This is a genomic window from Bdellovibrio sp. ArHS, assembly GCF_000786105.1.
Lineage (GTDB): Bacteria > Bdellovibrionota > Bdellovibrionia > Bdellovibrionales > Bdellovibrionaceae > Bdellovibrio.
In genome coordinates, this window is record NZ_JTEV01000040.1 from 1 (window position 1) to 20028 (window position 20028).

General features: G+C 47.1%; 19 protein-coding genes. 15 read left to right on the top strand and 4 right to left on the bottom strand.

Annotation, left to right across the window (positions count from 1 at the left end; all coding sequences use genetic code 11):
- Positions 1-579 precede the first annotated feature (579 nt).
- The 6 genes from OM95_RS16415 (at position 580) to OM95_RS16440 (ending at position 8958) form a co-directional block, all read left to right on the top strand.
- Complete coding sequence (locus tag OM95_RS16415; RefSeq protein WP_291516681.1) at positions 580-1014, top strand: multidrug efflux SMR transporter; 435 nt, start codon at positions 580-582, stop codon at positions 1012-1014.
- A 264-nt stretch (positions 1015-1278) separates the two neighbouring features.
- The gene (kdpA, locus tag OM95_RS16420; protein ID WP_041876259.1) at positions 1279-2967 is read left to right on the top strand and encodes a potassium-transporting ATPase subunit KdpA; all 1689 of its coding nucleotides are present in this window, start codon (positions 1279-1281) and stop codon (positions 2965-2967) included.
- Positions 2968-2979: 12 nt separating this feature from the next.
- Entirely contained in the window at positions 2980-5058 is a 2079-nt protein-coding gene (gene kdpB, locus OM95_RS16425) for a potassium-transporting ATPase subunit KdpB (RefSeq protein WP_041876262.1), read from the top strand.
- Positions 5055-5594 (top strand): potassium-transporting ATPase subunit KdpC, encoded by a 540-nt coding sequence (gene kdpC / locus OM95_RS16430; protein WP_041876265.1) that lies wholly within the window; start codon positions 5055-5057, stop codon positions 5592-5594. The genes kdpB and kdpC overlap by 4 nt, the downstream gene beginning before the upstream one ends.
- Entirely contained in the window at positions 5591-8269 is a 2679-nt protein-coding gene (locus OM95_RS16435) for a sensor histidine kinase KdpD (RefSeq protein ID WP_041876268.1), read from the top strand. The genes kdpC and OM95_RS16435 overlap by 4 nt, the downstream gene beginning before the upstream one ends.
- Complete coding sequence (locus OM95_RS16440) at positions 8266-8958, top strand: response regulator (protein ID WP_041876271.1); 693 nt, start codon at positions 8266-8268, stop codon at positions 8956-8958. Before OM95_RS16435 ends, OM95_RS16440 begins: the two co-directional genes overlap by 4 nt.
- On the opposite strand, the gene OM95_RS16445 is transcribed toward OM95_RS16440, so the two are convergent.
- Positions 8959-9597, bottom strand: a complete 639-nt coding sequence (locus OM95_RS16445; protein ID WP_041876273.1) for a chalcone isomerase family protein — start codon at positions 9595-9597, stop codon at positions 8959-8961.
- A 115-nt stretch (positions 9598-9712) separates the two neighbouring features.
- Between OM95_RS16445 and OM95_RS16450 the strand changes: the two genes are divergently transcribed.
- The 8 genes from OM95_RS16450 to OM95_RS16485 all read left to right on the top strand — a co-directional run bounded on the left by OM95_RS16450 (position 9713) and on the right by OM95_RS16485 (position 16515).
- A complete protein-coding gene (locus tag OM95_RS16450; protein ID WP_041876276.1) occupies positions 9713-11086 on the top strand; it encodes an HD domain-containing phosphohydrolase in 1374 nt (457 codons plus the stop codon).
- A gap of 109 nt (positions 11087-11195) precedes the next feature.
- Positions 11196-11678 carry a hypothetical protein gene (locus tag OM95_RS16455; RefSeq protein WP_041876278.1) on the top strand — a complete coding sequence of 161 codons (483 nt, stop codon included), beginning with the start codon at positions 11196-11198 and terminating at the stop codon, positions 11676-11678.
- A gap of 13 nt (positions 11679-11691) precedes the next feature.
- A complete protein-coding gene (locus tag OM95_RS16460; RefSeq protein WP_041876280.1) occupies positions 11692-12069 on the top strand; it encodes a RidA family protein in 378 nt (125 codons plus the stop codon).
- Entirely contained in the window at positions 12041-12631 is a 591-nt protein-coding gene (locus tag OM95_RS16465; RefSeq protein ID WP_291516683.1) for a YdcF family protein, read from the top strand. The genes OM95_RS16460 and OM95_RS16465 overlap by 29 nt, the downstream gene beginning before the upstream one ends.
- A 72-nt stretch (positions 12632-12703) precedes the next feature.
- Entirely contained in the window at positions 12704-13528 is an 825-nt protein-coding gene (locus OM95_RS16470) for an ABC transporter permease (protein WP_291516685.1), read from the top strand.
- On the top strand, positions 13528-14238 hold the full coding sequence (locus OM95_RS16475; protein WP_041876283.1) for an ATP-binding cassette domain-containing protein: 711 nt from the start codon (positions 13528-13530) through the stop codon (positions 14236-14238). Before OM95_RS16470 ends, OM95_RS16475 begins: the two co-directional genes overlap by 1 nt.
- Positions 14235-15200 (top strand): MlaD family protein, encoded by a 966-nt coding sequence (locus tag OM95_RS16480; RefSeq protein ID WP_041876285.1) that lies wholly within the window; start codon positions 14235-14237, stop codon positions 15198-15200. Before OM95_RS16475 ends, OM95_RS16480 begins: the two co-directional genes overlap by 4 nt.
- Positions 15201-15264: 64 nt before the next feature.
- Complete coding sequence (locus OM95_RS16485) at positions 15265-16515, top strand: FtsX-like permease family protein (RefSeq protein ID WP_041876286.1); 1251 nt, start codon at positions 15265-15267, stop codon at positions 16513-16515.
- Here OM95_RS16485 and OM95_RS16490 read toward each other — a convergent pair whose 3' ends face one another.
- Together OM95_RS16490 and OM95_RS16495 are read right to left on the bottom strand one after the other, a co-directional pair.
- Positions 16516-17337 (bottom strand): 2,3,4,5-tetrahydropyridine-2,6-dicarboxylate N-succinyltransferase, encoded by an 822-nt coding sequence (locus OM95_RS16490; RefSeq protein WP_041876288.1) that lies wholly within the window; start codon positions 17335-17337, stop codon positions 16516-16518.
- Between the two features lie 17 nt (positions 17338-17354).
- Positions 17355-18005 carry a M14 family zinc carboxypeptidase gene (locus OM95_RS16495; protein ID WP_041876289.1) on the bottom strand — a complete coding sequence of 217 codons (651 nt, stop codon included), beginning with the start codon at positions 18003-18005 and terminating at the stop codon, positions 17355-17357.
- A 44-nt stretch (positions 18006-18049) separates the two neighbouring features.
- On the opposite strand from OM95_RS16495, the gene lysA reads away from it, so the two are divergent.
- On the top strand, positions 18050-19225 hold the full coding sequence (gene lysA / locus OM95_RS16500) for a diaminopimelate decarboxylase (protein ID WP_041876291.1): 1176 nt from the start codon (positions 18050-18052) through the stop codon (positions 19223-19225).
- Here the strand turns inward: lysA and murI are convergent.
- Complete coding sequence (murI, locus tag OM95_RS16505; RefSeq protein ID WP_041876294.1) at positions 19222-20028, bottom strand: glutamate racemase; 807 nt, start codon at positions 20026-20028, stop codon at positions 19222-19224. The two genes, lysA and murI, sit on opposite strands and share 4 nt — an antisense overlap.

Consider the following 20028-nt stretch of genomic DNA (forward strand, 5'->3'; position numbering starts at 1 on the left):
GGGTTTTTTATTTTCTGCATACTGATTTCTTTCTTTCTTTCTTTCTTTCTTTCTTTCTGAACTCCTGCTGCCCCACTATCCCTACAAAACTCAGCATCTTTTTGATCTATTCACCTATGCGCTTATTACACCCATGGGCTTGGACTTATTCCATCCATCCTCCTCGTAAACAGACGCAACTGCCGCCACGGTGGCGGCAAGCGGGCGCGTTAGAATACAGATAAGCAGATCAAATCTTGTTCTTGTTAAAGTGCTCCATAGCATCGATTCGGTGATCCATTTTGAGACGAAAATCCAAACAAAAGTTGATGGATATAAACATATTTTTAGTTCTGAAGGAGCTTTGTGTCTCTTTTCTAAGTTGTTGAAATCTCTAGAGAACAAAGTTTTGGTCGAGTCACGAGAGCTTTTTGAAAGGGCCTGTGGTATTCTACATATATCAACAACAGGAATTTTCTCCTGTTCGATTTTTAAGTCTTTTTTGACTGAATCAAAAAAAGATCTCTCGGGGAATCGCCCGAGCACGGGAAAACAAAATTGAATAGCGCAAGAAAGGGTCGAGATGCGACAGGGTGTCTTATGGCTAATGCATACTTGTATTTGGCAGCGGCAATCGTTTTTGAGGTTTTGGGCACAATCACCATGAAGTATTCAGAGGGATTTACAAAGGTGCTTCCAGTCATTCTTACTATAGTTTGTCATGGAATCTGCTTTGTGGCTCTCGCTGTGGCGCTGAAGTCTTTACCGATCAGTATTGTTTACGCTATCTGGGCGGGTGTTGGAACCGCATTGATGGCTTTTGTGGGGCTCTGGATGTTTAATGAACCACTTCCAGTACAAAAAGTGTTAGCGACAAGTTTGATTATTCTTGGTGTGGTGATGTTGAACTTTTCTGAAAATAAACCGACTGAGCAAATTGCGAAAGCGGATAATGTGAAAGTTCTCCAGCCGAAGCAGTCCTCCGGGGCTGAAGTTCGCGAGGTCGCGACGATCACGGAAAGAAATTCTGGCTAGGTTAAAATATTTTATGAAATTTTAAGTGCTCTTTCTTAAAGGCGACATTCTTGTCGCCTTTTTTCGTCCTTCGGAAATCCATTTTATTCACTTTTTCTTTTTTCTCTTTCTTTCTTGATTCAATTCGCCAATCCGATCGTGATGACTTCTGTTGCAAGATAAGATTCAAAAACACTTTTTATATTTTCTTTATATCGATCCTGAAACAATTTACGCGCTGTTAATGCCCGAGGACTTACATTGTTAATTACTAAAGGACTAACAATGGATTTTAATATTGCTGATTTCTTTCAGATCTTAATGGTCTTAATGGCAGTGGTGGCGATGACACCCATTTTGGGTGGCTATATGGCGCGAGTTTTTCAAGGCGAGCAGACATGGTTTTCCAGGATACTGCGGCCGCTGGAAAAACTGACTTATAGAATTTCAGGTATACAAGAACACGAAGAGATGAATTGGAAGCAATACGCCTGGGCGCTGCTATGTTTTAACGTCATCGGTTTCATTTTTGTGATGTTGTTGATGATGTTTCAACAGTATCTGCCTCTCAATCCTCATGGAATTGCAAACACGTCTTGGCATTTGGCTTTTAATACGGCGGTCAGCTTCATGACCAACACCAATTGGCAAGCGTACTCAGGCGAAAGTACTTTAAGCTATCTCGTGCAGATGGCTGGTTTAGGCGTGCAGAACTTTGTCAGTGCGGCAACGGGGATGGCCGTCTTTCTGGTTTTGACCCGAGGGTTGTCTCGCCGGCAGATGACAGCTTTGGGAAATTTTTGGGTAGATCTAACAAGAACGATCGTGCACATGTTGCTACCTTTTGCTTTTGTGATGGCTTTACTGCTCGTCAGTCAAGGTGTCGTACAAAATTTTGATGCCTATGTCACGGCCACAACTGTGGAGGGTGCACAACAGATTTTGCCTCAAGGTCCTGCGGCTTCGCAAATAGCTATCAAACAGCTGGGTTCAAATGGGGGAGGCTTTTTCGGTGTGAATAGTGCGCACCCGTATGAGAATCCGACACCTTGGAGTAACTTTCTGCAAATGATGGCGCTGATTCTTTTAGCTGCGGCCAGTACCTACACGTTTGGAGTGCTGATCCAATCCAGAAGACAAGGCTGGATGTTGTTTTCGGCGATGATGGCAATATTGATCGTGATGCTCTCTTTATCTCTTTGGAGTGAATACAGATTAAACCCCTTTATTGGGCAAGGTGCCTTGATGGAAGGGAAAGAAACGCGCTTCGGTGTTACTAATAGTGTCCTTTGGTCGGTACTCACAACGTCGGCATCGAATGGCTCTGTCAACGCCATGCACAGTTCCTTATCACCATTAAGCGGCGGCATAGCCATGGTGAACATGATGTTGGGCGAAGTCATTTTCGGAGGCGTTGGCGCCGGAATGTATGGCATGTTGCTGTTTGTGATTCTAACCGTGTTTATCTCGGGTTTGATGGTGGGACGAACTCCTGAATATTTGGGAAAGAAAATTGAAGCCAAGGAAATCATTTGGGTTGTCGTGGGTGTTTTAGCTCCCTGTGTGACTATTTTGATCTTTAGTGCGCTGGCGATAATTACACCTGAAGGGTTGGCTGGACTTGGACATCAGGGTCCGCATGGTCTTAGCGAAGTGCTGTATGCATACACATCTGCCGCTGGAAATAACGGGAGCGCCTTTGGCAGTTTGTCCGTCAATACGTCCTTTTACAATGTGACTCTGGGGTTGGCGATGTTGATAGGTCGCTTTGCCATTATCTTTCCAGTGCTGGCGGTTGCCGGTAATTTAGCTGGAAAGAAGATGGCTCCGGCCTCTTCGGGAACCTTTAAAACAGATTCGTCTTTATTCGCCGTCATTCTTTGCGCCGTCATATTTATTGTCGGTGCATTGACGTTCTTCCCGGCTTTGTCGTTGGGACCCATCTTAGAGCATCTGCTGATGGTGAGAGGCTAAAGAGGAGTGATTATGAGTATTTCAACTTTGTCCGATAAAAAAATACTGAAGCAGGCTTTTTTAGAAAGCTTTAAAAAATTAAATCCGCAAGTTCAGTGGAAGAATCCGGTCATGTTCATTACTTGGGTCGGAGCTTTAGTGGTTAGCCTTATCGTCGTTTCTTACATCCGCATCGGCGTGGCATATACCTTTGAGTTGCAGTTGGCCTTGTGGTTGTGGTTCACCGTTTTGTTTGCGAACTTTTCGGAGGCTTTGGCAGAGGGACGTGGCAAAGCCCAGGCCGAAGCGATGAAAAAGACGCGGTCTCACACGATGGCGCGAAAAATTATCCAGGGGCGAGAGGAGCTCGTTGTCTCTTTGTCTTTAAAAAAGGGCGACGTGGTCGTCTGCGGAGCCGGAGATATCATACCCGGAGATGGGGAGATTACCGAGGGTATTGCCACCGTGGATGAATCTGCAATCACAGGAGAGTCTGCCCCCGTCGTGCGCGAAGCGGGTGGAGATCGAAGCGCTGTGACCGGCGGAACCCGAGTGATCAGCGATCGCATCGTGATTCGTATCACCGCAGATCCTGGACATAGTTTCTTAGATCGCATGATCAATTTGGTGGAAGGGGCAAAAAGACAGAAGACACCCAACGAGATCGCACTGGGAATTTTATTGGTTTCGTTAACCCTGGTGTTTGTTCTGGCGGTGGTGACTTTGAAATTTTTTGCCGATTATTCAGCGCGAAGCGCGGGGCAAGATTTGTCTCACATCGTGTCGGTGCCGATTTTAATAGCGCTTCTGGTATGTTTAATACCCACGACCATCGGAGGTTTGCTGAGTGCCATCGGGATCAGCGGGATGGATCGTTTGATTCGTAAAAATGTGGTCGCCAAGAGTGGCCGCGCTGTTGAAGCGGCAGGGGATATCGATGTTCTGATGCTAGATAAAACGGGGACAATCACTTTGGGAAACCGTATGGCCTTTGATTTTATGGCGGCTCCGGGAGTGGCACTTGAAGAATTGGCAGAGGCCGCGCAGTTGGCCTCGCTTAGTGATGAAACTCCCGAGGGCCGGTCTATTGTGGTTCTTGCAAAACAAAGATTCTCTTTGCGGGCGCAAAGTTTAGAGCCCCATCAAGCCCAATTTATTCCTTTTACGGCACAGACGCGTATGAGTGGTGTGGATTTAAAAACGTCCACAGGAATTCGCTTGCTCAGAAAAGGGGCTGGGGAATCCATCCAAAAGTACGTGGAGTCCATAGGGGGCTTCTTTCCAATGGCAGTGAAGAGTGCAGCAGATGGGATTGCTCGGCAAGGCGGAACTCCGCTTGTTGTTGCTGAGAATAATAAAGTGCTGGGCGTGATTCATTTAAAGGACATCGTGAAGGGCGGAATACGCGAAAGATTTGCGGAGCTTCGTCGTATGGGTATACGAACCGTGATGGTCACCGGCGATAATCCTTTGACGGCGGCGGCGATTGCAGCGGAAGCGGGGGTCGATGATTACATCGCTCAGGCCACTCCAGAAATGAAATTGCAACGTATTCGCGAGGAGCAGGAACGAGGTCACTTGGTCGCGATGACTGGTGATGGCACCAACGATGCTCCGGCTTTGGCGCAGGCGGATGTGGGGGTTGCGATGAATACAGGGACGCAAGCTGCGCGCGAAGCGGGGAATATGGTGGACTTGGATTCAAATCCCACAAAGTTGATCGAGATCGTGGAAACCGGAAAGCAACTGCTAATGACTCGAGGGGCGCTGACGACTTTCAGTATTGCTAACGATATCGCTAAATATTTTGCCATTGTTCCGGCGATGTTTGCGGGGCTTTACATGGTGAATGGGGAAGGGCCTTTAGGGGCTTTGAATATCATGCAGCTGCATTCTGCGCAAAGTGCGGTTTTGAGTGCTGTGATTTTTAATGCTTTGATTATCATAGCCCTCATTCCTTTAGCATTGCGAGGTGTGAAGTATCGTCCTCAAGGTGCCAATATCATTTTGCAAAGAAATTTTTTGATCTATGGTTTGGGCGGAATCATCGTGCCTTTTATCGGCATTAAAGTTATCGACGTCTGCATTGTTACGATGGGGTGGGTTTTATGAAGAGCTTTATTGTTTCAATAAGAATTTTTCTATTTATGACGGTTCTTTTGGGCGGGATTTATCCTGTCGCGGTCACACTCTTGGGACAGGCGTTGTTCCCTTGGCAGGCTCGAGGTTCTTTGCTTGAAAAGAATGGACACATCGTCGGATCAGAACTGATTGCGCAAAAGTTTGTCGATCGACGGTATTTTTGGCCGCGTCCTTCAGCTGGTGACTACGCTACGGTGGCTTCTGGGGCCTCAAATGCGGCTCCCACCAGTGAGAGTTTAAAAGTGGCCGTGCTGGAGCGTCGTTTACAAGGGGCCGTGGGTGAAATGCTTTTTACCTCTGGGAGTGGATTAGATCCTCACATTTCGGTGGCGGCGGCACGGGCGCAAGTTCAACGCGTCGTTCAAGAACGCAAATTGTCGCAAGAACAAACAGTGCTAGTTGAAAAGCTGATCCAGGCATACACTGAGAATCGACAATGGGGTCTTTTGGGCGAGGTGCGAGTGAATGTATTAAAACTCAATCTGGCCTTGGATGAGAAATTATGAGTGATGAATATCGTCCCAATCCCGATCGTTTGTTGGCGGGGATTAAAAAAGAAGAAGGCGAAAAAGTGCGTGGCCACTTTAGGGTCTTTTTTGGGATGTGTCCCGGCGTCGGCAAAACCTATGCGATGTTAAAGGCGGGTGTCGAACAAGTTCAACAAGGTGTCGATCTGGTTATTGGCGTTGTTGAGACTCACGGACGTAAAGAGACGGAAGAGTTGTTGTCGGGATTGGAAATTATTCCTCGTAAAAAAATCTTCTATAAAGAGACCATCTTAAGTGAGATGGATCTGGATGCGATCTTATCACGAAGACCCGCTTTGGTGTTGGTCGATGAATTGGCACATAGTAACGCCCCGGGGGCTCGCCACCCCAAACGATATCAGGATGTGGTTGAACTTTTGGATGCGGGTATTGATGTCTATTCGACCGTGAATGTTCAACATTTGGAAAGTCGTGCAGATTTGGTTCAGCAGATCACCGGGGTGAAAGTTCAAGAACGCATTCCCGATTCGATTTTGGATTTAGCCAATCAAATCGAGCTGATTGATATCTCAGCTCAAGGTCTTCTGAAGCGAATGAAGGAAGGCAAAGTCTATCAAGGGGATCGGGCGGTTCGTGCCGAAGAAAATTTTTTTAAAGAAACTCATCTGACGGCTTTGCGGGAGTTGGCCTTGCGCTATACCGCCGAACGAGTCGATCAGGATCTGCAGAATCAAATGGTAGTGCAGCAAATTCAAGGGCCCTGGAATACTCAGGAGCGTTTATTGGTGGCTGTCAGTCACAGTCCTTTTGCAGCACGATTGATTCGCGCGACCCGACGGATGTCTTTCAGTCTTGAAGCTCCGTGGATTGCACTTCACGTCGAAAGCGAGGCTCGACTGGGAAGTGAAGATCAGGCGATGCTTTTAAAAAATCTGAATCTTGCGCGGGAACTTGGTGCGGAAGTGGTTTCCGTTAAAAACAATAATATCGCTGAAAGCATTCGCGAGATTTCCCACGAACGCAATGTCACTCAGATTATTATGGGTCGTCCGCAACAGAGCTGGTGGCATCGACTGCAAGGCCGGGGATCTTTACTGGATCAACTTGTGCAAAAAAGCAGTGCGGTGGATGTGCATATTATTCGCCAGCAAGAGCGAGGGGCTTCGCGAAGAGTGAGGTGGATCCCACCTGGCTTTCAGTCATCTTTCACTGCTTACTGGTATGCTTTTTGTGGTCTTTTTGGGGTCAGTTTCATCTGTGGCCTCGCGGCGCCGGTGATAGGTTATAGGTCTGTTGGATTCATATTCCTTTTGACGATGATTATAATCGGTCTGGTGACGACTTTAGGGCCGGTTCTGTTTGCAGCGGCACTCAGTGCTTTAATCTGGAATTTTTTCTTTATTCCACCCGTGATGACGTTTGCGATTTCTTCGGCGGAAGACGTCATGATGTGTCTTTCTTATTTTCTGGTGGCTTTGCTAAGTGGTGTGCTGGCTGATCGAATTCACCAGCGCGATAAGGATCTGGAAAGCCGCGAAAGACGGACCCGTGTTTTGTATGAGCTGGTGCGTGAGTTTGCGTCAGCTATGTCCGTGATGGAAGTCAGTTTGGCGGCCTCACTGAGCTTAGAAAGAATTTTGAATGGAAAAGTGAAGATCATTCTGGCAGATGACGACGGCGAGCTTTTAAGAAAGTCCATCAACGATCTGAAAGTGGACGAAAAAGATTTTGCGCTGGCGGTTTGGGCTTTTGAAAACAATCGTCACGCCGGTTGGAAGACGGAAACGCTTTCTGAGTCTCGATGTTTAGCAATTCCTTTAAGGGCGAAGGAGCGATCCGTAGGTGTGCTATTGTTCTATCCGCGCGAAAAAGATAGTCTTAGCTTGGATCAACAGCATATCTTGGAAAATGTCTCGGCCCAAACGGCGATGGCTTTGGATCGCTTGCGCCTGCAAAAAAGGGCGGAGAAAGCGAAAGTATTAGAGGCCTCGGAAAGTCTTCATCAGGCGCTATTAAACTCTGTCTCCCATGAATTGCGTACACCTTTGACAGCCATTATCGGTTCGGCATCAGCGATTACAGATAAAACTTTATCTGAGCAAGAAAGTGTCCGTGATCAGTTGATCGAAGATATTATGGACTCTTCTTTAAGACTGAATCAGGTTGTTGAAAATCTACTGGACATGTCGCGATTGAACTCGGGGGTTCTTGAATTAAAAAAACAATGGATTGATCTGAACGATCTGGTCGCTGGCCTGCCTGGTAAGTTAAGGCGGCTGTTAGCGCAACATAAAATTTCTATCGTTGCGCCGTCTTTACCCATTTTCCTGAAACTTGACGAAAAGCTGATGGAACATGTGATTTCGAATCTTTTGACGAACGCAGTTCGCTATTCTCCAGAGGGGTCAACGATCACTTTAACTCTTGAAAATACGTCAGGTGTTGTTCTTTCAGTCAAGGACGAGGGGCCGGGGATACCAGCGCCAAGTTTGGCGCACATCTTTACAGCCTTTTACAGGGTGCCTGGAAGCGCGCTGGGCGGCGTTGGCTTGGGATTGGCCATTGTAAAAGCTTTGGTTGTCGCCCATGGTGGTGAGGTTTATGCTCGAAACAGAACCGACAGGTCAGGGGCGGAGTTTATCGTAAAACTTCCCTATGAAATACCACCCCAAGAGTTAACAGGTGAGTCATGAAAGAAGGCGGCAAAAAAGTTTTAGTCATCGATGATGAGGCCTCTATTCGAAAGCTCTTACGCGTCAGTCTTGAGGGGAATGGTTATCAGGTGGAAGAGGCCGCCTTGGGACGTGAAGGAATTTCTTTGGCGGCGTCATTGCGACCTGATGTTGTTCTTTTAGATCTCGGGTTGCCCGATGTTCAAGGTCTGGAGGTGCTTAGAGAAATTCGCGGCTGGAGTCGGGTGCCGATAATCGTCTTAACGGTCCAGGATTCCGACAGCGACAAGGTCAGCGCCTTGGATGGAGGGGCGGACGACTATATTACGAAGCCCTTCAGTCTTCCTGAACTCTTGGTGCGTATGCGCGTGGCCCTTCGTCATGCTTCGGCCTCTATTTCTGAAAAATCAGAGTTTCGTAGTGGTCCTTTAAAAATGGATTTTCCCGGGCACTTGGTAACGGTGGATGAAGTGCATATCAAGCTGACCAGCACAGAGTTCAATATTCTCAAAGTTCTGATGCGCTATAAGGGGAAAGTGGTGACTCATCGGATGCTGCTGAATGAGGTCTGGGGGCCGAATTCAGTTGAACATACTCACTACCTACGAGTTTATGTGGGTGCTTTAAGGAAGAAGCTAAAAATTTCGGAAAACACGCCAGACATCATAGTGACTGAGGCTGGCGTGGGATATCGTCTTTTGGATCTTTGATTATTTCAAAATGGATTTTTTTAGTTGCGCGACGCCGTCGTCAGCGGGTTTGCCCAACCAGATAGAAAAGATTTTTTCGATAAATCCTGCGGGTCCTTTGACTTCGGTGACATTGCCGGCCGTTGTTTCATAGATGATGGACTCGCTGCCATCTTTTAGGTGAGAGCCCACGATGCTGAGAGCTTTTCCTTCTTTAGCTTCGCCGCCCTTGGCAACCGTGTCTAGGAATTGCTGGATGGATGCTTCCTGGGTATTGATTTTGTTCGCAGTGAGAGCTTCCTTGAAAGATTTCTGAACATTTTCTGCATCCACATCTCGTAGGAAATGAAGCTGGATGGCGACGGCTTTTTGCTCCTTCAAAGACGTTAAGGCCTCGCTGTCTGACTTTTTAAAAGTCGCGGGGGATGAAACGTAAAGCTGACCCACATAGACTTTCACGTTAACGAAAACCACCTTTTTAGCGCGCAGTCCAGCGCCGATAGACGTTAGTGTGACGGATTCACCTTCCACCTGCACGGAGGCTGACGGGGCCAAAGTCACTTTTTCAAGTTTGTCACCACCACTGGCTGGCGTCAGAAGGGCTGCCGAGGCGTTTACAGACAAAAGCACAGCGAATAAGGAAGCGCAAAGCAGTTTCATTGGGAATCCTTTCTTTTCAAGAGGCTTTTAGGATTTCAGCGGCGTGATCTAAATGTCAACGAGGAAAACTTTTGTTGGCAGTCTCTGGTCTGTACATTAAGCTTTTGTTTAACGCATGAGCGAGACCGAAAACACCCTTCTTTTTCGACAAAGGCTAGAGCTTCTGATTCTTAGTGATTCAGATGACGTTGTAAATCGCGCCAAGAAGGTGGTTTCGACGCATTTTCTGACTTTTCGCCAGCTCAGATTTGAAGAACTTCCCGAAGCTATATCGGGCGATCTGATGAAAGCGCAGCTGGTGTTGTTGGCGCAGGGACCTGACGAGAATCTGCAAAGTTTTTCCGAAAGAGTTGATAAAATTCTGCGGGGATTTCCGCGCTCACGTGTTGTGACTGTGATGGCGCCATCCTTTTCCCGAGAAAACTTGGAAGGAACGCAGAATCCGCGGGTGACGCCGCTTTCCCAGGCCGAGTTTTTTTCAACTTTAAAATTTGAATACGTTTGTTTGTATCGCTGTCGTTCGCAGTATTTTTCAATTCAAGTCGGTGATCTTTTTCCGATGACGAAGATGACCTTTCCCGCTTTTATTCGTCTATCCTTGAATCAAAGATATCTGGCGGTGCTTTACAGTAATACTCTTTTGACCGATGAAAGATGCCAGAGATTGAGTCAGGCCGAAGGGCTTTTTATTCAGATCAAAGACGTCGAAGGTTATCTGCAGTATATCGCGACTTACTATGATATGTCGGGGGCCGCTTTGAAAAAGCGCGCGCGGGCACTTTTTCTGAGTCTTTGCTATAAGTCGGTGTATCTTAATGAAAGTCTTCTTTTTGATTTTAAGATGCCGTCTGAGGCGCACCTTCAGGCTGTCTATGAAGATATAAAGAAAACAGCCTTGGAGCTTTTTCAAATCATGAAGTCGGACGAAAGCTTGTGGGATATTTTTCGCGAGGCTTTGCAGGATGATTTCTGGGAGTTGTGGCGAGCCCCGTGGGTGGCCGTGTATGGCGCGCTGATTTCGGTCAAAAGTGGTGTTGGTGACCCGATGACGGTGTTGTTGGCGGCTCTTTTGGCCGACGTCGGTCTTTATGATCTGGAAGAATCCGTGACCACAAGTTACTATCTTTCAGAAGATAAAAACGTTTCGCAAGAACAACAAAGTTCTTTCGAGAAACATCCTCTTTTGTCTTTAAACCGCTGTCTGATCAAAAAGCTTCCCTTAGAAGAATCTATCAAAACTGTCCTTGTCTGTACCCATGAGCGGGTCGACGAAAAAGGTTTCCCTAATCAAGTGCCTGCAGACAAGCTTCCACCCGAGGCTTCGATCGTTCTTTTTGCCGAAAAAATTGACAAAGCCGTGTTGACGACGATGCGCAAGACCGGCGTAGGCTTTCGTTTCTTAAAAGAAAAGCTCTGGGAGGCAGAAAGCACTTCGCCTGGCAGCTTTAGTGTCGATTTTTTAAATAAAATCAGTGAATCTTTACTTTAAAAGCCTCGTGAATGACACCTCTTGTAAGAAGCAGAATCCTTTTGCTCCTGAACGCGCTTTTGCATTTAATAAAATGGCGCAATTTTTTGAACAACAGAGGAGTCTTTAAATGCTTAAAAAGTTAGCATTGGCATTTTGCCTGGTGGCGTTTGCTGGAAGTGTTGAAGCCAAAGAGCTGACCAATCGTTTGGGGGTCGGAGTGAAGAAGAACACATCCCTGGATCTTCCGGAGCTTGCGGCCGTTTATCATCCCACTTCTGATATTTCTTTTGCTGGCGGATTGGGAATCGACACGCAAAAAGACTACTCCAAATTTTCTTTCAATGCGGGCGTTCGTCGCACGGTTTTCAAAGAAGAGCATATGAATTTCTACATGGGTGGTTCTTTGGGATTGGTGAACTTTGAAACGGCTGGAGATAAAGAATCCGGTTTCGAACTTAACGCTTTGTTTGGTGGCGAGTTCTTCTTTACCGGTCTGGATTCATTGGCATTCACTTTCGAAGGCGGTGTAGGAGTAATTTCTGCTGACAATGTTCGTTTCAGAACTATTGCCGATGGACCTTTTAACGCCGGTATCATCTTTTATTTCTAATCAGGAGACTTAAATGAAAAAAGTTATTCATACAGACAATGCTCCCAAAGCTGTCGGACCCTATTCTCAGGCTGTGCAAATGGGGGATTTTTTGTTCTGCTCTGGACAGATTTCTATCGACCCCAAAACAAACGAAGTCTTTACGGGCGACATCAAAACGCAAACGCAGATGGTGATGAAAAATGTTGAAGCTGTGTTGGCAGCCGCGAACATGAATTTTTCAAACATCGTGAAGACGACTATTTTCATCACGAATATGAATGATTTTGCGACGGTGAATGAGGTTTACGCCCAGTTCTTCAAAGAAGCTCCTCCAGCTCGCTCAACAGTGGCGGTGGCCGGTCTTCCTAAAGGTGTGAACGTTGAAATCGAAGTTTTGGCGCATCGCTAAAATCTTATTGCGGTCTCGGCCTTTTTGGGTGCTTTTGATTTTCGTGGGGACGGTCTTTTACCGTTTCTACGATGAGTATCAAAATGTCCAGCGCGAGACCGTGCAATCCTGGTTGAAGACGCCGGCGGCTGATTGTGCCGTGGTGCTCACCGGGGGAGCCGGGCGAGTCCGCGAAGGATTCGATCTTCTGGCAAATCAGAACGTAAAAAAACTGGTGATCTCGGGTGTCTATTCAAATGCGCGCCTTCGCGAGATCATGCCTGTGTGGCCGTTCTATGGCAACCTGACGGAAAATGACGTCGTTTTAGATCGCCGTTCCGAAACCACTTACGGCAATGCTCAACAAAGTTTGCCGATCGTGGAAGCCCTGAAATGCCGGGATATTTTATTGGTGACCTCACGCCTTCATATGTACCGATCCTATCGCACCTTTCGGGCAACCTTTCCCGAGAACATCTACATAAAAAAGCACGCCATCATCGGCGGTCGTTACGAGTCTTCAGTCTGGGAAACCTCTTTTGAAGCTCTGAAATCTTTGTTTTACTCTTTCTGGGCGTATTAAAACTCGACCCTTGTCTAATCCCTTTTTCTTGTAAAAACACCGATAAGTTTTTGAGAAATTAAGGGGATAGGCATGACTTCTTTACTGGCGCAGATTGATTCGCTAGGGAGATTTGTTACAAAAAATGTGGAATACACGGTGCGTGTGTTCCTGATGGTCTATCTTTCTTTGCGTGCCACGGTCTTGGATAAGGCTCAGGGGTTCCGCCAGATTGTGGGCGTCCTTTCTGCACAGATTTATTTCACTGGATGGCAGGCTTTACCGTTGATTTCCGTGCTGGCCTTAGGGGTTGGCGCCGTCATGATTCTACAATCGCTTTCGAATCTAACATTATTGGGTGGCACTCAGATGATTGGCAGTTTTCTGATTGTCATGGTCTTGCGTGAAGCGGGTCCGTTGTTAGTGGCTTTGGTTGTCATTGCGCGATCCGGGACGGCGGTGGCGTCAGAGATCGGGAACATGCGCGCCAATCGGGAAATCGAAGCTTTAGAAAGCATGGGTATCAATCCGCTCAGTTTCATTGTCTTTCCCCGTGTGGTGGGGGGCGTTTTGAGTGTCTTGGGTTTGGCTTTTTACTTCAATGCGATCGCGTTGATTGGCGGATTTCTGGTCACCTGTTTTGTGCAGGATATGTCATTGACGTTCTACACGGATTCTTTGATGAAAGCCTTCGCCAAAGAGGATGTTTTGATTTTCTTCCTGAAGAATGGGTTCAGCGGCGTGATCATTTTCGTCGTATCTTGTTATCAGGGTCTTTCGGTAAAGCGTTCGCCTCACGAGGTGCCGCAAGTCACCACTCAGGCCGTGGTGAATAGTATTATTTTCGTGATTATTTTTAATCTTATGGTTTCAGCTTTGTTTTATTTAAATCAACTTCGCAGTCTAGGGGTGGTCTGATGAAAATCGAAAGTCTTAAATTTGAAGGCGTGACGTTCACACATGACGGACAGGATCCGATTGTTCAGAACGTGGATTTTGACTTCCCTATGAATGAAATTCTTTGGGTGAAGGCGGAAGAGGGGGCTGGCAAAAGTTCCCTGCTGCAGATCTTAGCGGGTTTGCAAATACCTCAATCGGGTAAATACCTTATCAATGGCGAAAATGTCTGCGATATGTCGTTTGAAGAGTTTTTACCCTATCGCTTGCAGATCGGCTACTCCTTTGACTACGGCGGTCTGATCAACAACCGCAGTTTATTCGACAATCTGATGTTGCCGCTTCTTTATCATAAGGTGGTGTCTCCCGAAGAGGCGAAGGCTCGTGTTGAAGACTTGCTGAAAGAATTTGGAGTGGAAAAATTTGCATCTGAGCGTCCGGCCCATGTTCCTGGTCGCATTCGCAAATTAACCTGTCTGTTGCGTGCGTTGGTGATGCGGCCTCAAATTTTACTTTTGGATGATCCAAGCGTGGGGCTGGGGCAGGACAGCGTTTACGCCTTTGTGGATCACGTCCACAGACTGCGTAAAGAAGGGCACTGCAATCATGTTTTCATCAGCTCTTATGATGAAAAATTTATGAATTTATTTGCATACCAGATTATTCATTTGGACGAAGGGCAATTGTACTTCCAGGCCGTCGATCCAGAGAAAAGAGTTGTTCATCTATGATGAAGGTGAAGTTTAATAAGTTTGAACGAGTGGCCGGACTTTTCATTGTCGTGGCGATCTTCGGAATTATTTTGACGGCGATCAGTGCTGCCGTCAAACAAGGCTGGTTTGAGCCGAAGGTTCGTTATTCAACGACGTTTGAAAATGCCGATGGTCTTCATCAGGGGACACTGGTGCAGATGTCGGGTTTGCGAGCCGGCGCCGTGGAATCTGTTGAACTGGAAAGCGACAATCGTATTCGCGTCAGTTTTTATATCTTGGGAAAATTTCAAGATCGTGTGCGCGAAAACAGCACGGTGCAGTTGATTCGGCCCTTTGTTATCGGTGAGCGAGTGCTTGATTTGTCCGTTGGCAGTGAGCAGTTTGAAGTCATGCCGGCCTATAGCTCGGTCAAGTCATTGGAGACGGTGGACTTAATGACTTTGATGAGCGGCAAGAACATGAACTCATATTTAAGCAAGCTCGGTGGCATTTTGGAGAGTATGCAGGTTATTATGGATGCCTTTGCGGATAAGAGCCGTGCTGAAAGCATGGTTCGCGTGTTTGACCGCCTGGATCCGCTGATGAAGAATTTAAATACCATGTCGATGGAAGTGATTAAGCTTTCCCGTCAGGCCACCCATGACGATGGTGTGCAAAAGCTGGTCGGAAATCTGGCGGTAACAACTCAGGAAATCAATCGTATCTTGCCCGAGTTGAACGAAGAAAATCCGCAGTTGGCTAAAGACCTCGCTGTCATGACTCAAAATCTGGCGACTGTGACCAGGGCCTTAGGGCCCGCGGTGAAGGCGGTAGAGCCTGAGCTTCCGGGAGCCAGTGTCAGATTGGTAGAGGCTTTGAATGAAACCGTGGTGGTTTTAAAAGCCATGCAGAAAAGTTTCTTCATGCGGGGAAGTGTCCGAGAGGTCCTCGACGAAGAAGCCTCACATCGTTTGCCAGCCAATACCCAAGACGCAAAATAGTACTTTTGCGTCTTGTTAGCGCTCCGTGGCTTGAATCTGCGTCTTTGCGAACTATCATAGACTCATGTTAGTGGGTCACCTTTTCCGTCATTTTATTTTTTCCAAAAGAGCAGGTTCTTTAGTTAAAAGAATTTCCTGGCTTTCGATGATTGGTATTGCCATCAGTGTGACGGCTTTTTTGGTGGTGCTCTTTGTAATGAATGGCATGAATGCGACGATTAAAAAACGCATTCTGGGTTTAGAGCCGCATCTTTACGTCCAGGCCGCAGGGACTTCCAGTGCCGCGATGCTGGAGGCGCATCCGGTGTTTCAACGTCTGAAAGAAAATCCTGAAAACAAAGCCTATGTTTATGAAACCCAGGATGTGATTATCCGCAGTCAGGATGGTCAGTTTCGTGGTGGCATTGCCCGGGGGGTGACTCGAGAAAGCCTGGGGTATTTCATTGAACAGCTTCAGCAGATGGAACGCCCTCAGCGCCCCAGTGATTCGCCGTCCTACTTCTGGGATCCCCAGGATGTTCCTGAAGAGGGCGAGATTATCATGGGTGTGGATTTAGCCCAGTCTTTAGGGGTTTTTGAAGGGGACTATGTGACTTTGGTGTCACCGTCGGGTTTGTTGTTGCCTCCAGGAGAAACGCCAAAGTTTGAGCGTTTGCGCGTGAAAAGAATTGTGACCACAAGTCTTGCGGACGTGGATGCCCAGTATGTTTTTTATCAGCGTGGAAAAGCGTTGAACTCTTTGGTGGAAGAAGGCATGCGCAAGTTGGGTATTGAGGTGTGGTTACCTGCGGGTGTCGCTGTGGATACCGTGAAAGAGGACTTGCTAAAATTCGATGGCGTTCATGTCGAAACTTGGATGGATCGAAATTCTGCGCTCTTGTATGCTCTGAAGTTGGAAAAGCTCACTATTGGAACTTTTTTGGGATTGGCGGGAATGATTGCCGCGAGTTCTATCTTAACAGTGCTGGCCCTTTTGCTTTCGCAAAAAAGACGCGATATCGCCATTCTACGAACTATTGGTTTTTCAGGGAAGCAAACCGTGCGTACCTTTACGCAATTGGGTTTTATTCTGGCCTCTGTCGGCGTTCTAACAGGTGTGATTCTGGGGACAGGTTTAAGTCTTTATATCGAAGCCAACCCTATACAATTGGCGGCTTCGCAGATCTACTATGATCCTAGTATCCCGGCCTTGGTGGATTTTACTTTGGTCTTCGGAGTTCTTTTGGTCAGCGCTTTGATCGCCTGGTTTGGGTCCTATATCCCGGCGCGAACAGCATCAGAGGTGCAACCCTCTGATGCCTTAAGAATGAAATAACTAAACACTCACTTGATAGTCGCGAAGAGCGTCGGTCAAAGATGTCTTTAAGTCGGTGCTTGGCTTTCTTTTACCAATGATCAATGCGCACGGAACACCGTATGTGCCTGAAGCAAATTCTTTCATCTGAGTTCCCGGAATGACAACGCAGTTAGCAGGGACTCGGCCTTTGTATTCGACCGGGGTAGGGCCTGTGACATCAATGATTTTAGTGCTGGCAGTGATGGTCACGCCGGCGCCAAGAACCGCGCCTTCTTCAATCAAGGCACCTTCGACAACGATGCAACGGCTGCCGATAAAAACATTGTCTTCGACGATGACGGGAGAGGCCTGAACGGGTTCAAGAACCCCACCGATGCCGACGCCACCAGAAAGATGCACATTCTTGCCGATTTGTGCGCATGAGCCGACGGTGGCCCAAGTGTCGACCATGGTGCCTGATCCGACGTAAGCTCCGATATTGACATAAGAGGGCATAAGGATGGCGCCTTTTTCAATAAAGCAACCTTTGCGTGCAAGTGCATGAGGGACAACGCGAACGCCTTCTTCTTCGCTCCACTGTTTCACTGGAATCTTGTCGAAGTAAGTGAAGTCGCCCGCCGTCATCACATCCATTTTTTGAATTCGGAAGTACAGCAAGATGGCCTTTTTTATCCACTCGTGAGTGATCCAACCACTGGCAGTCTTTTCACAAACACGCAGGCGGCCTGAGTCCAAACCTTCGATGGTTTCGAAAATAGATTTCAGTTCGGTTGTCGTCATGGTGTCGACAGTTTTTCCGTTCTGAACATCAGCGTAGATCTGTGTCACTTCATTCTGCATTGCAATCTCCTCTAGTCTTACTGTTCCAAAACTTTCAATGACTCTAAAATGGCCGGAACGTGAATCTCGATGATTTTTTCGGCGGAAAGACCCCGTTCAATTTCATAGGTCAGAGTGGGAAGGTTTCGCTCTAGCCCCGTATAAGTTCCCAGACAACCTGGGGTTGGATAACCAATGTCGTCGTCGATTTTATATCCCGTGTGCTTTGCCAAAACTTCAGCCACTTTACGGCAGTCTCCGTTCACATTCAGAACGGGATGCCACGAGTGCAGAGAAAGAATGAAAACTGGCTTCTTGGTTGCACAATAGTCCATCAAGCCTTTGTTTTCGTTCTCGCTGCCAGCGAAGGGTCCCGGATGATAGCGCGGGGTTTTTACTTCCGGCGACCAGTCCTTGGTTGGAAGGTTTCTATTTAAGTCCACACCATTGCCATTGCCACGAGTCTTGAAGATCACTCCTTCGAAATTAAACTGCGGCACGATTGTGATATTCAATTTGTAGGGGTTGGATCGCATGAAATGTTTCATCAGCTCTTGCGCGGCAATGACTCCTTCGACTTCGTCGCCATGAACACCGCCTAGAATAAGTACTTCAGGACCGCCGTTATGAAACTCATAAGAAAGAACCGGCATTCCTTTGGATGTGTAGGTAAAAATAGAAGTTTTCATGACAAACCTTTCCCTCTGGGGCATGATGTTAGCACGAGGTCTTCATGGAATACATCAATAATGAATTATGCCTAGGTCCGTTAAAGAAGCGGCTTTTGCCTTTGTGCGTGAATTACATGCGTCCCATTTATGTGTATGACCTCGATTTTATTTCTCAGCGTTTCACGGCCATGGCGCAAGCTCTAGCGGGAACACGCCTTTTTTATGCCGTGAAGGCCAATCCGAATCATCAAGTTTTGCAACATCTTAAAAAAATGGGTTCTGGTGCGGATGTTGTCTCGTTAGGCGAGATCAAAAGAGCCCTGGAAAGTGGTTTTTCCCCTCAGGATATCGTCTATAGCGGCGTGGGAAAAACGCGTCATGAAATCACGGAAGCTTTGAAGATCGGAATTTTACAGATCAACGTGGAAAGTTTGCCAGAGCTTGAGCGGGTCGGCGCCATTGCGCGGTCTTTGAAGAAGAAAGCCGCCGTGGCTTTGCGCTTAAATCCTGATATCGATATTAAAACCCACCCTTATATTGCGACAGGCCTTAAAGACAATAAATTTGGCATGGAGCTTTCGCTCATTCCGGATTTAACAGACTGTCTTATGCGATTTTCTGACTCTTTGGAACTGGTGGGGTTCAGTCTTCACCTAGGTTCCATGATGATGGAATTTGCGGGCTATGAAGAGGCTTTGCGCAAGCTCAAGCCGGTTTTTGTAGAGATGCAAAAAAAGTTTCCAACTCTGCGCCGTTTTGATTTCGGTGGTGGATTGGGAATTTTCTATGATCGTTTGGATTTGGAGCTGGAAGAAAGTCTTTTGCGCGACTACGCGAAAATCACGCACGATGTGTTGGGTGATCTTCACTGCGAACTGCAATCCGAACCCGGCCGTTGGTTGTTGGCCCACTGCGGAGTTTTAATCTCTGAAGTGCAGTATATTAAAAAAACCTCTGCCAAGGAATTCGTCATTGTCGATGCCGGCATGAATCACTTGATTCGTCCTTCTTTGTATGAAGCCAAGCATCTTATCATGCCTTTAAAAAAGTCCTGCGAATCTATGCAGGCGGATGTGGTGGGACCTATCTGTGAGTCCTCAGACTTTTTTGCCAAAGATGTGACTTTGGGAAAAGTTCAGGAAGGCGACTTTGTCGCTATCATGGATGCAGGTGCGTATGGCTATTCGATGGCCAGTCAGTACAATATGCAGGAGCTTCCTTTAGAAATTTGTATCTAAAGATCCACTACGCGGAATGAGTTGGGCGTTAAAGGATTTAAAATTCGATGTGCCACTTCTGTGAAATGAGCCGAGTGATCGGTGGTCATTATTTCTATGAGGCGTTCATTCCCGGAATTGTTTTTTCCCAGGCGTCCACCAGTGAAATCACGTTCCAGCCAGTGCGAGATCGCCTCTCCTGAGTCCACAAGTTCCACAGCGGCTCCAGTCACCCGAGCGATGGCATTCTTGAGGATTGGATAGTGGGTGCAGCCCAGAATCAAAGTATCAATGGAATGATTTAGTAGCGGGCTGACGTAGCGAAAGACAATAAGATTGGTCACGGGGTCTACGTCCCAGCCCTCTTCCGCCAAAGGAACAAAAAGCGGGCAGGCCTGATCGAAAACTTCTGCTTTTGGATAAAGTTCTAGAATTTTTTTTCGGTAGGCCTGGCTGTTCACCGTGGCTCGAGTTCCTAAGACGCCGATTTTTTTTGCCGAAGATTTTTCCAGTGCTCGTTCTGAACCCGGTTCAATCACATTGTAAATCGGTAGGCCGTCAAACTCGCGTTCCGTCAACTGGCTGGAGGCCGTGTTGCAGGCAATCACGATCGCCTTGACCTGTTGTTTTTCCAGAAAATGAATATTTTGTTCGGAGTACTTGCGAATCGTTGATGGCGACTTGGACCCGTAGGGTAGACGTGCGGTGTCTCCCAAATAAAGAAAATTTTCTTGAGGGAATCGCACCGCAAGTTCCTTGAGAACGGTGAGTCCACCGATCCCAGAATCAAACACACCTATGGGTCTTGTATCCGAAGAAGTCAT

Coding starts and splice junctions, on each gene's coding strand:
- OM95_RS16415 (WP_291516681.1), top strand. CDS start 580: ATGGCTAATGCATACTTGTATTTGGCAGCGGCAATCGTTTTTGAGGTT.
- kdpA (WP_041876259.1), top strand. CDS start 1,279: ATGGATTTTAATATTGCTGATTTCTTTCAGATCTTAATGGTCTTAATG.
- kdpB (WP_041876262.1), top strand. CDS start 2,980: ATGAGTATTTCAACTTTGTCCGATAAAAAAATACTGAAGCAGGCTTTT.
- kdpC (WP_041876265.1), top strand. CDS start 5,055: ATGAAGAGCTTTATTGTTTCAATAAGAATTTTTCTATTTATGACGGTT.
- OM95_RS16435 (WP_041876268.1), top strand. CDS start 5,591: ATGAGTGATGAATATCGTCCCAATCCCGATCGTTTGTTGGCGGGGATT.
- OM95_RS16440 (WP_041876271.1), top strand. CDS start 8,266: ATGAAAGAAGGCGGCAAAAAAGTTTTAGTCATCGATGATGAGGCCTCT.
- OM95_RS16445 (WP_041876273.1), bottom strand. CDS start 9,597: ATGAAACTGCTTTGCGCTTCCTTATTCGCTGTGCTTTTGTCTGTAAAC.
- OM95_RS16450 (WP_041876276.1), top strand. CDS start 9,713: ATGAGCGAGACCGAAAACACCCTTCTTTTTCGACAAAGGCTAGAGCTT.
- OM95_RS16455 (WP_041876278.1), top strand. CDS start 11,196: ATGCTTAAAAAGTTAGCATTGGCATTTTGCCTGGTGGCGTTTGCTGGA.
- OM95_RS16460 (WP_041876280.1), top strand. CDS start 11,692: ATGAAAAAAGTTATTCATACAGACAATGCTCCCAAAGCTGTCGGACCC.
- OM95_RS16470 (WP_291516685.1), top strand. CDS start 12,704: ATGACTTCTTTACTGGCGCAGATTGATTCGCTAGGGAGATTTGTTACA.
- OM95_RS16475 (WP_041876283.1), top strand. CDS start 13,528: ATGAAAATCGAAAGTCTTAAATTTGAAGGCGTGACGTTCACACATGAC.
- OM95_RS16480 (WP_041876285.1), top strand. CDS start 14,235: ATGATGAAGGTGAAGTTTAATAAGTTTGAACGAGTGGCCGGACTTTTC.
- OM95_RS16485 (WP_041876286.1), top strand. CDS start 15,265: ATGTTAGTGGGTCACCTTTTCCGTCATTTTATTTTTTCCAAAAGAGCA.
- OM95_RS16490 (WP_041876288.1), bottom strand. CDS start 17,337: ATGCAGAATGAAGTGACACAGATCTACGCTGATGTTCAGAACGGAAAA.
- OM95_RS16495 (WP_041876289.1), bottom strand. CDS start 18,005: ATGAAAACTTCTATTTTTACCTACACATCCAAAGGAATGCCGGTTCTT.
- lysA (WP_041876291.1), top strand. CDS start 18,050: ATGGAATACATCAATAATGAATTATGCCTAGGTCCGTTAAAGAAGCGG.
- murI (WP_041876294.1), bottom strand. CDS start 20,028: ATGACTTCTTCGGATACAAGACCCATAGGTGTGTTTGATTCTGGGATC.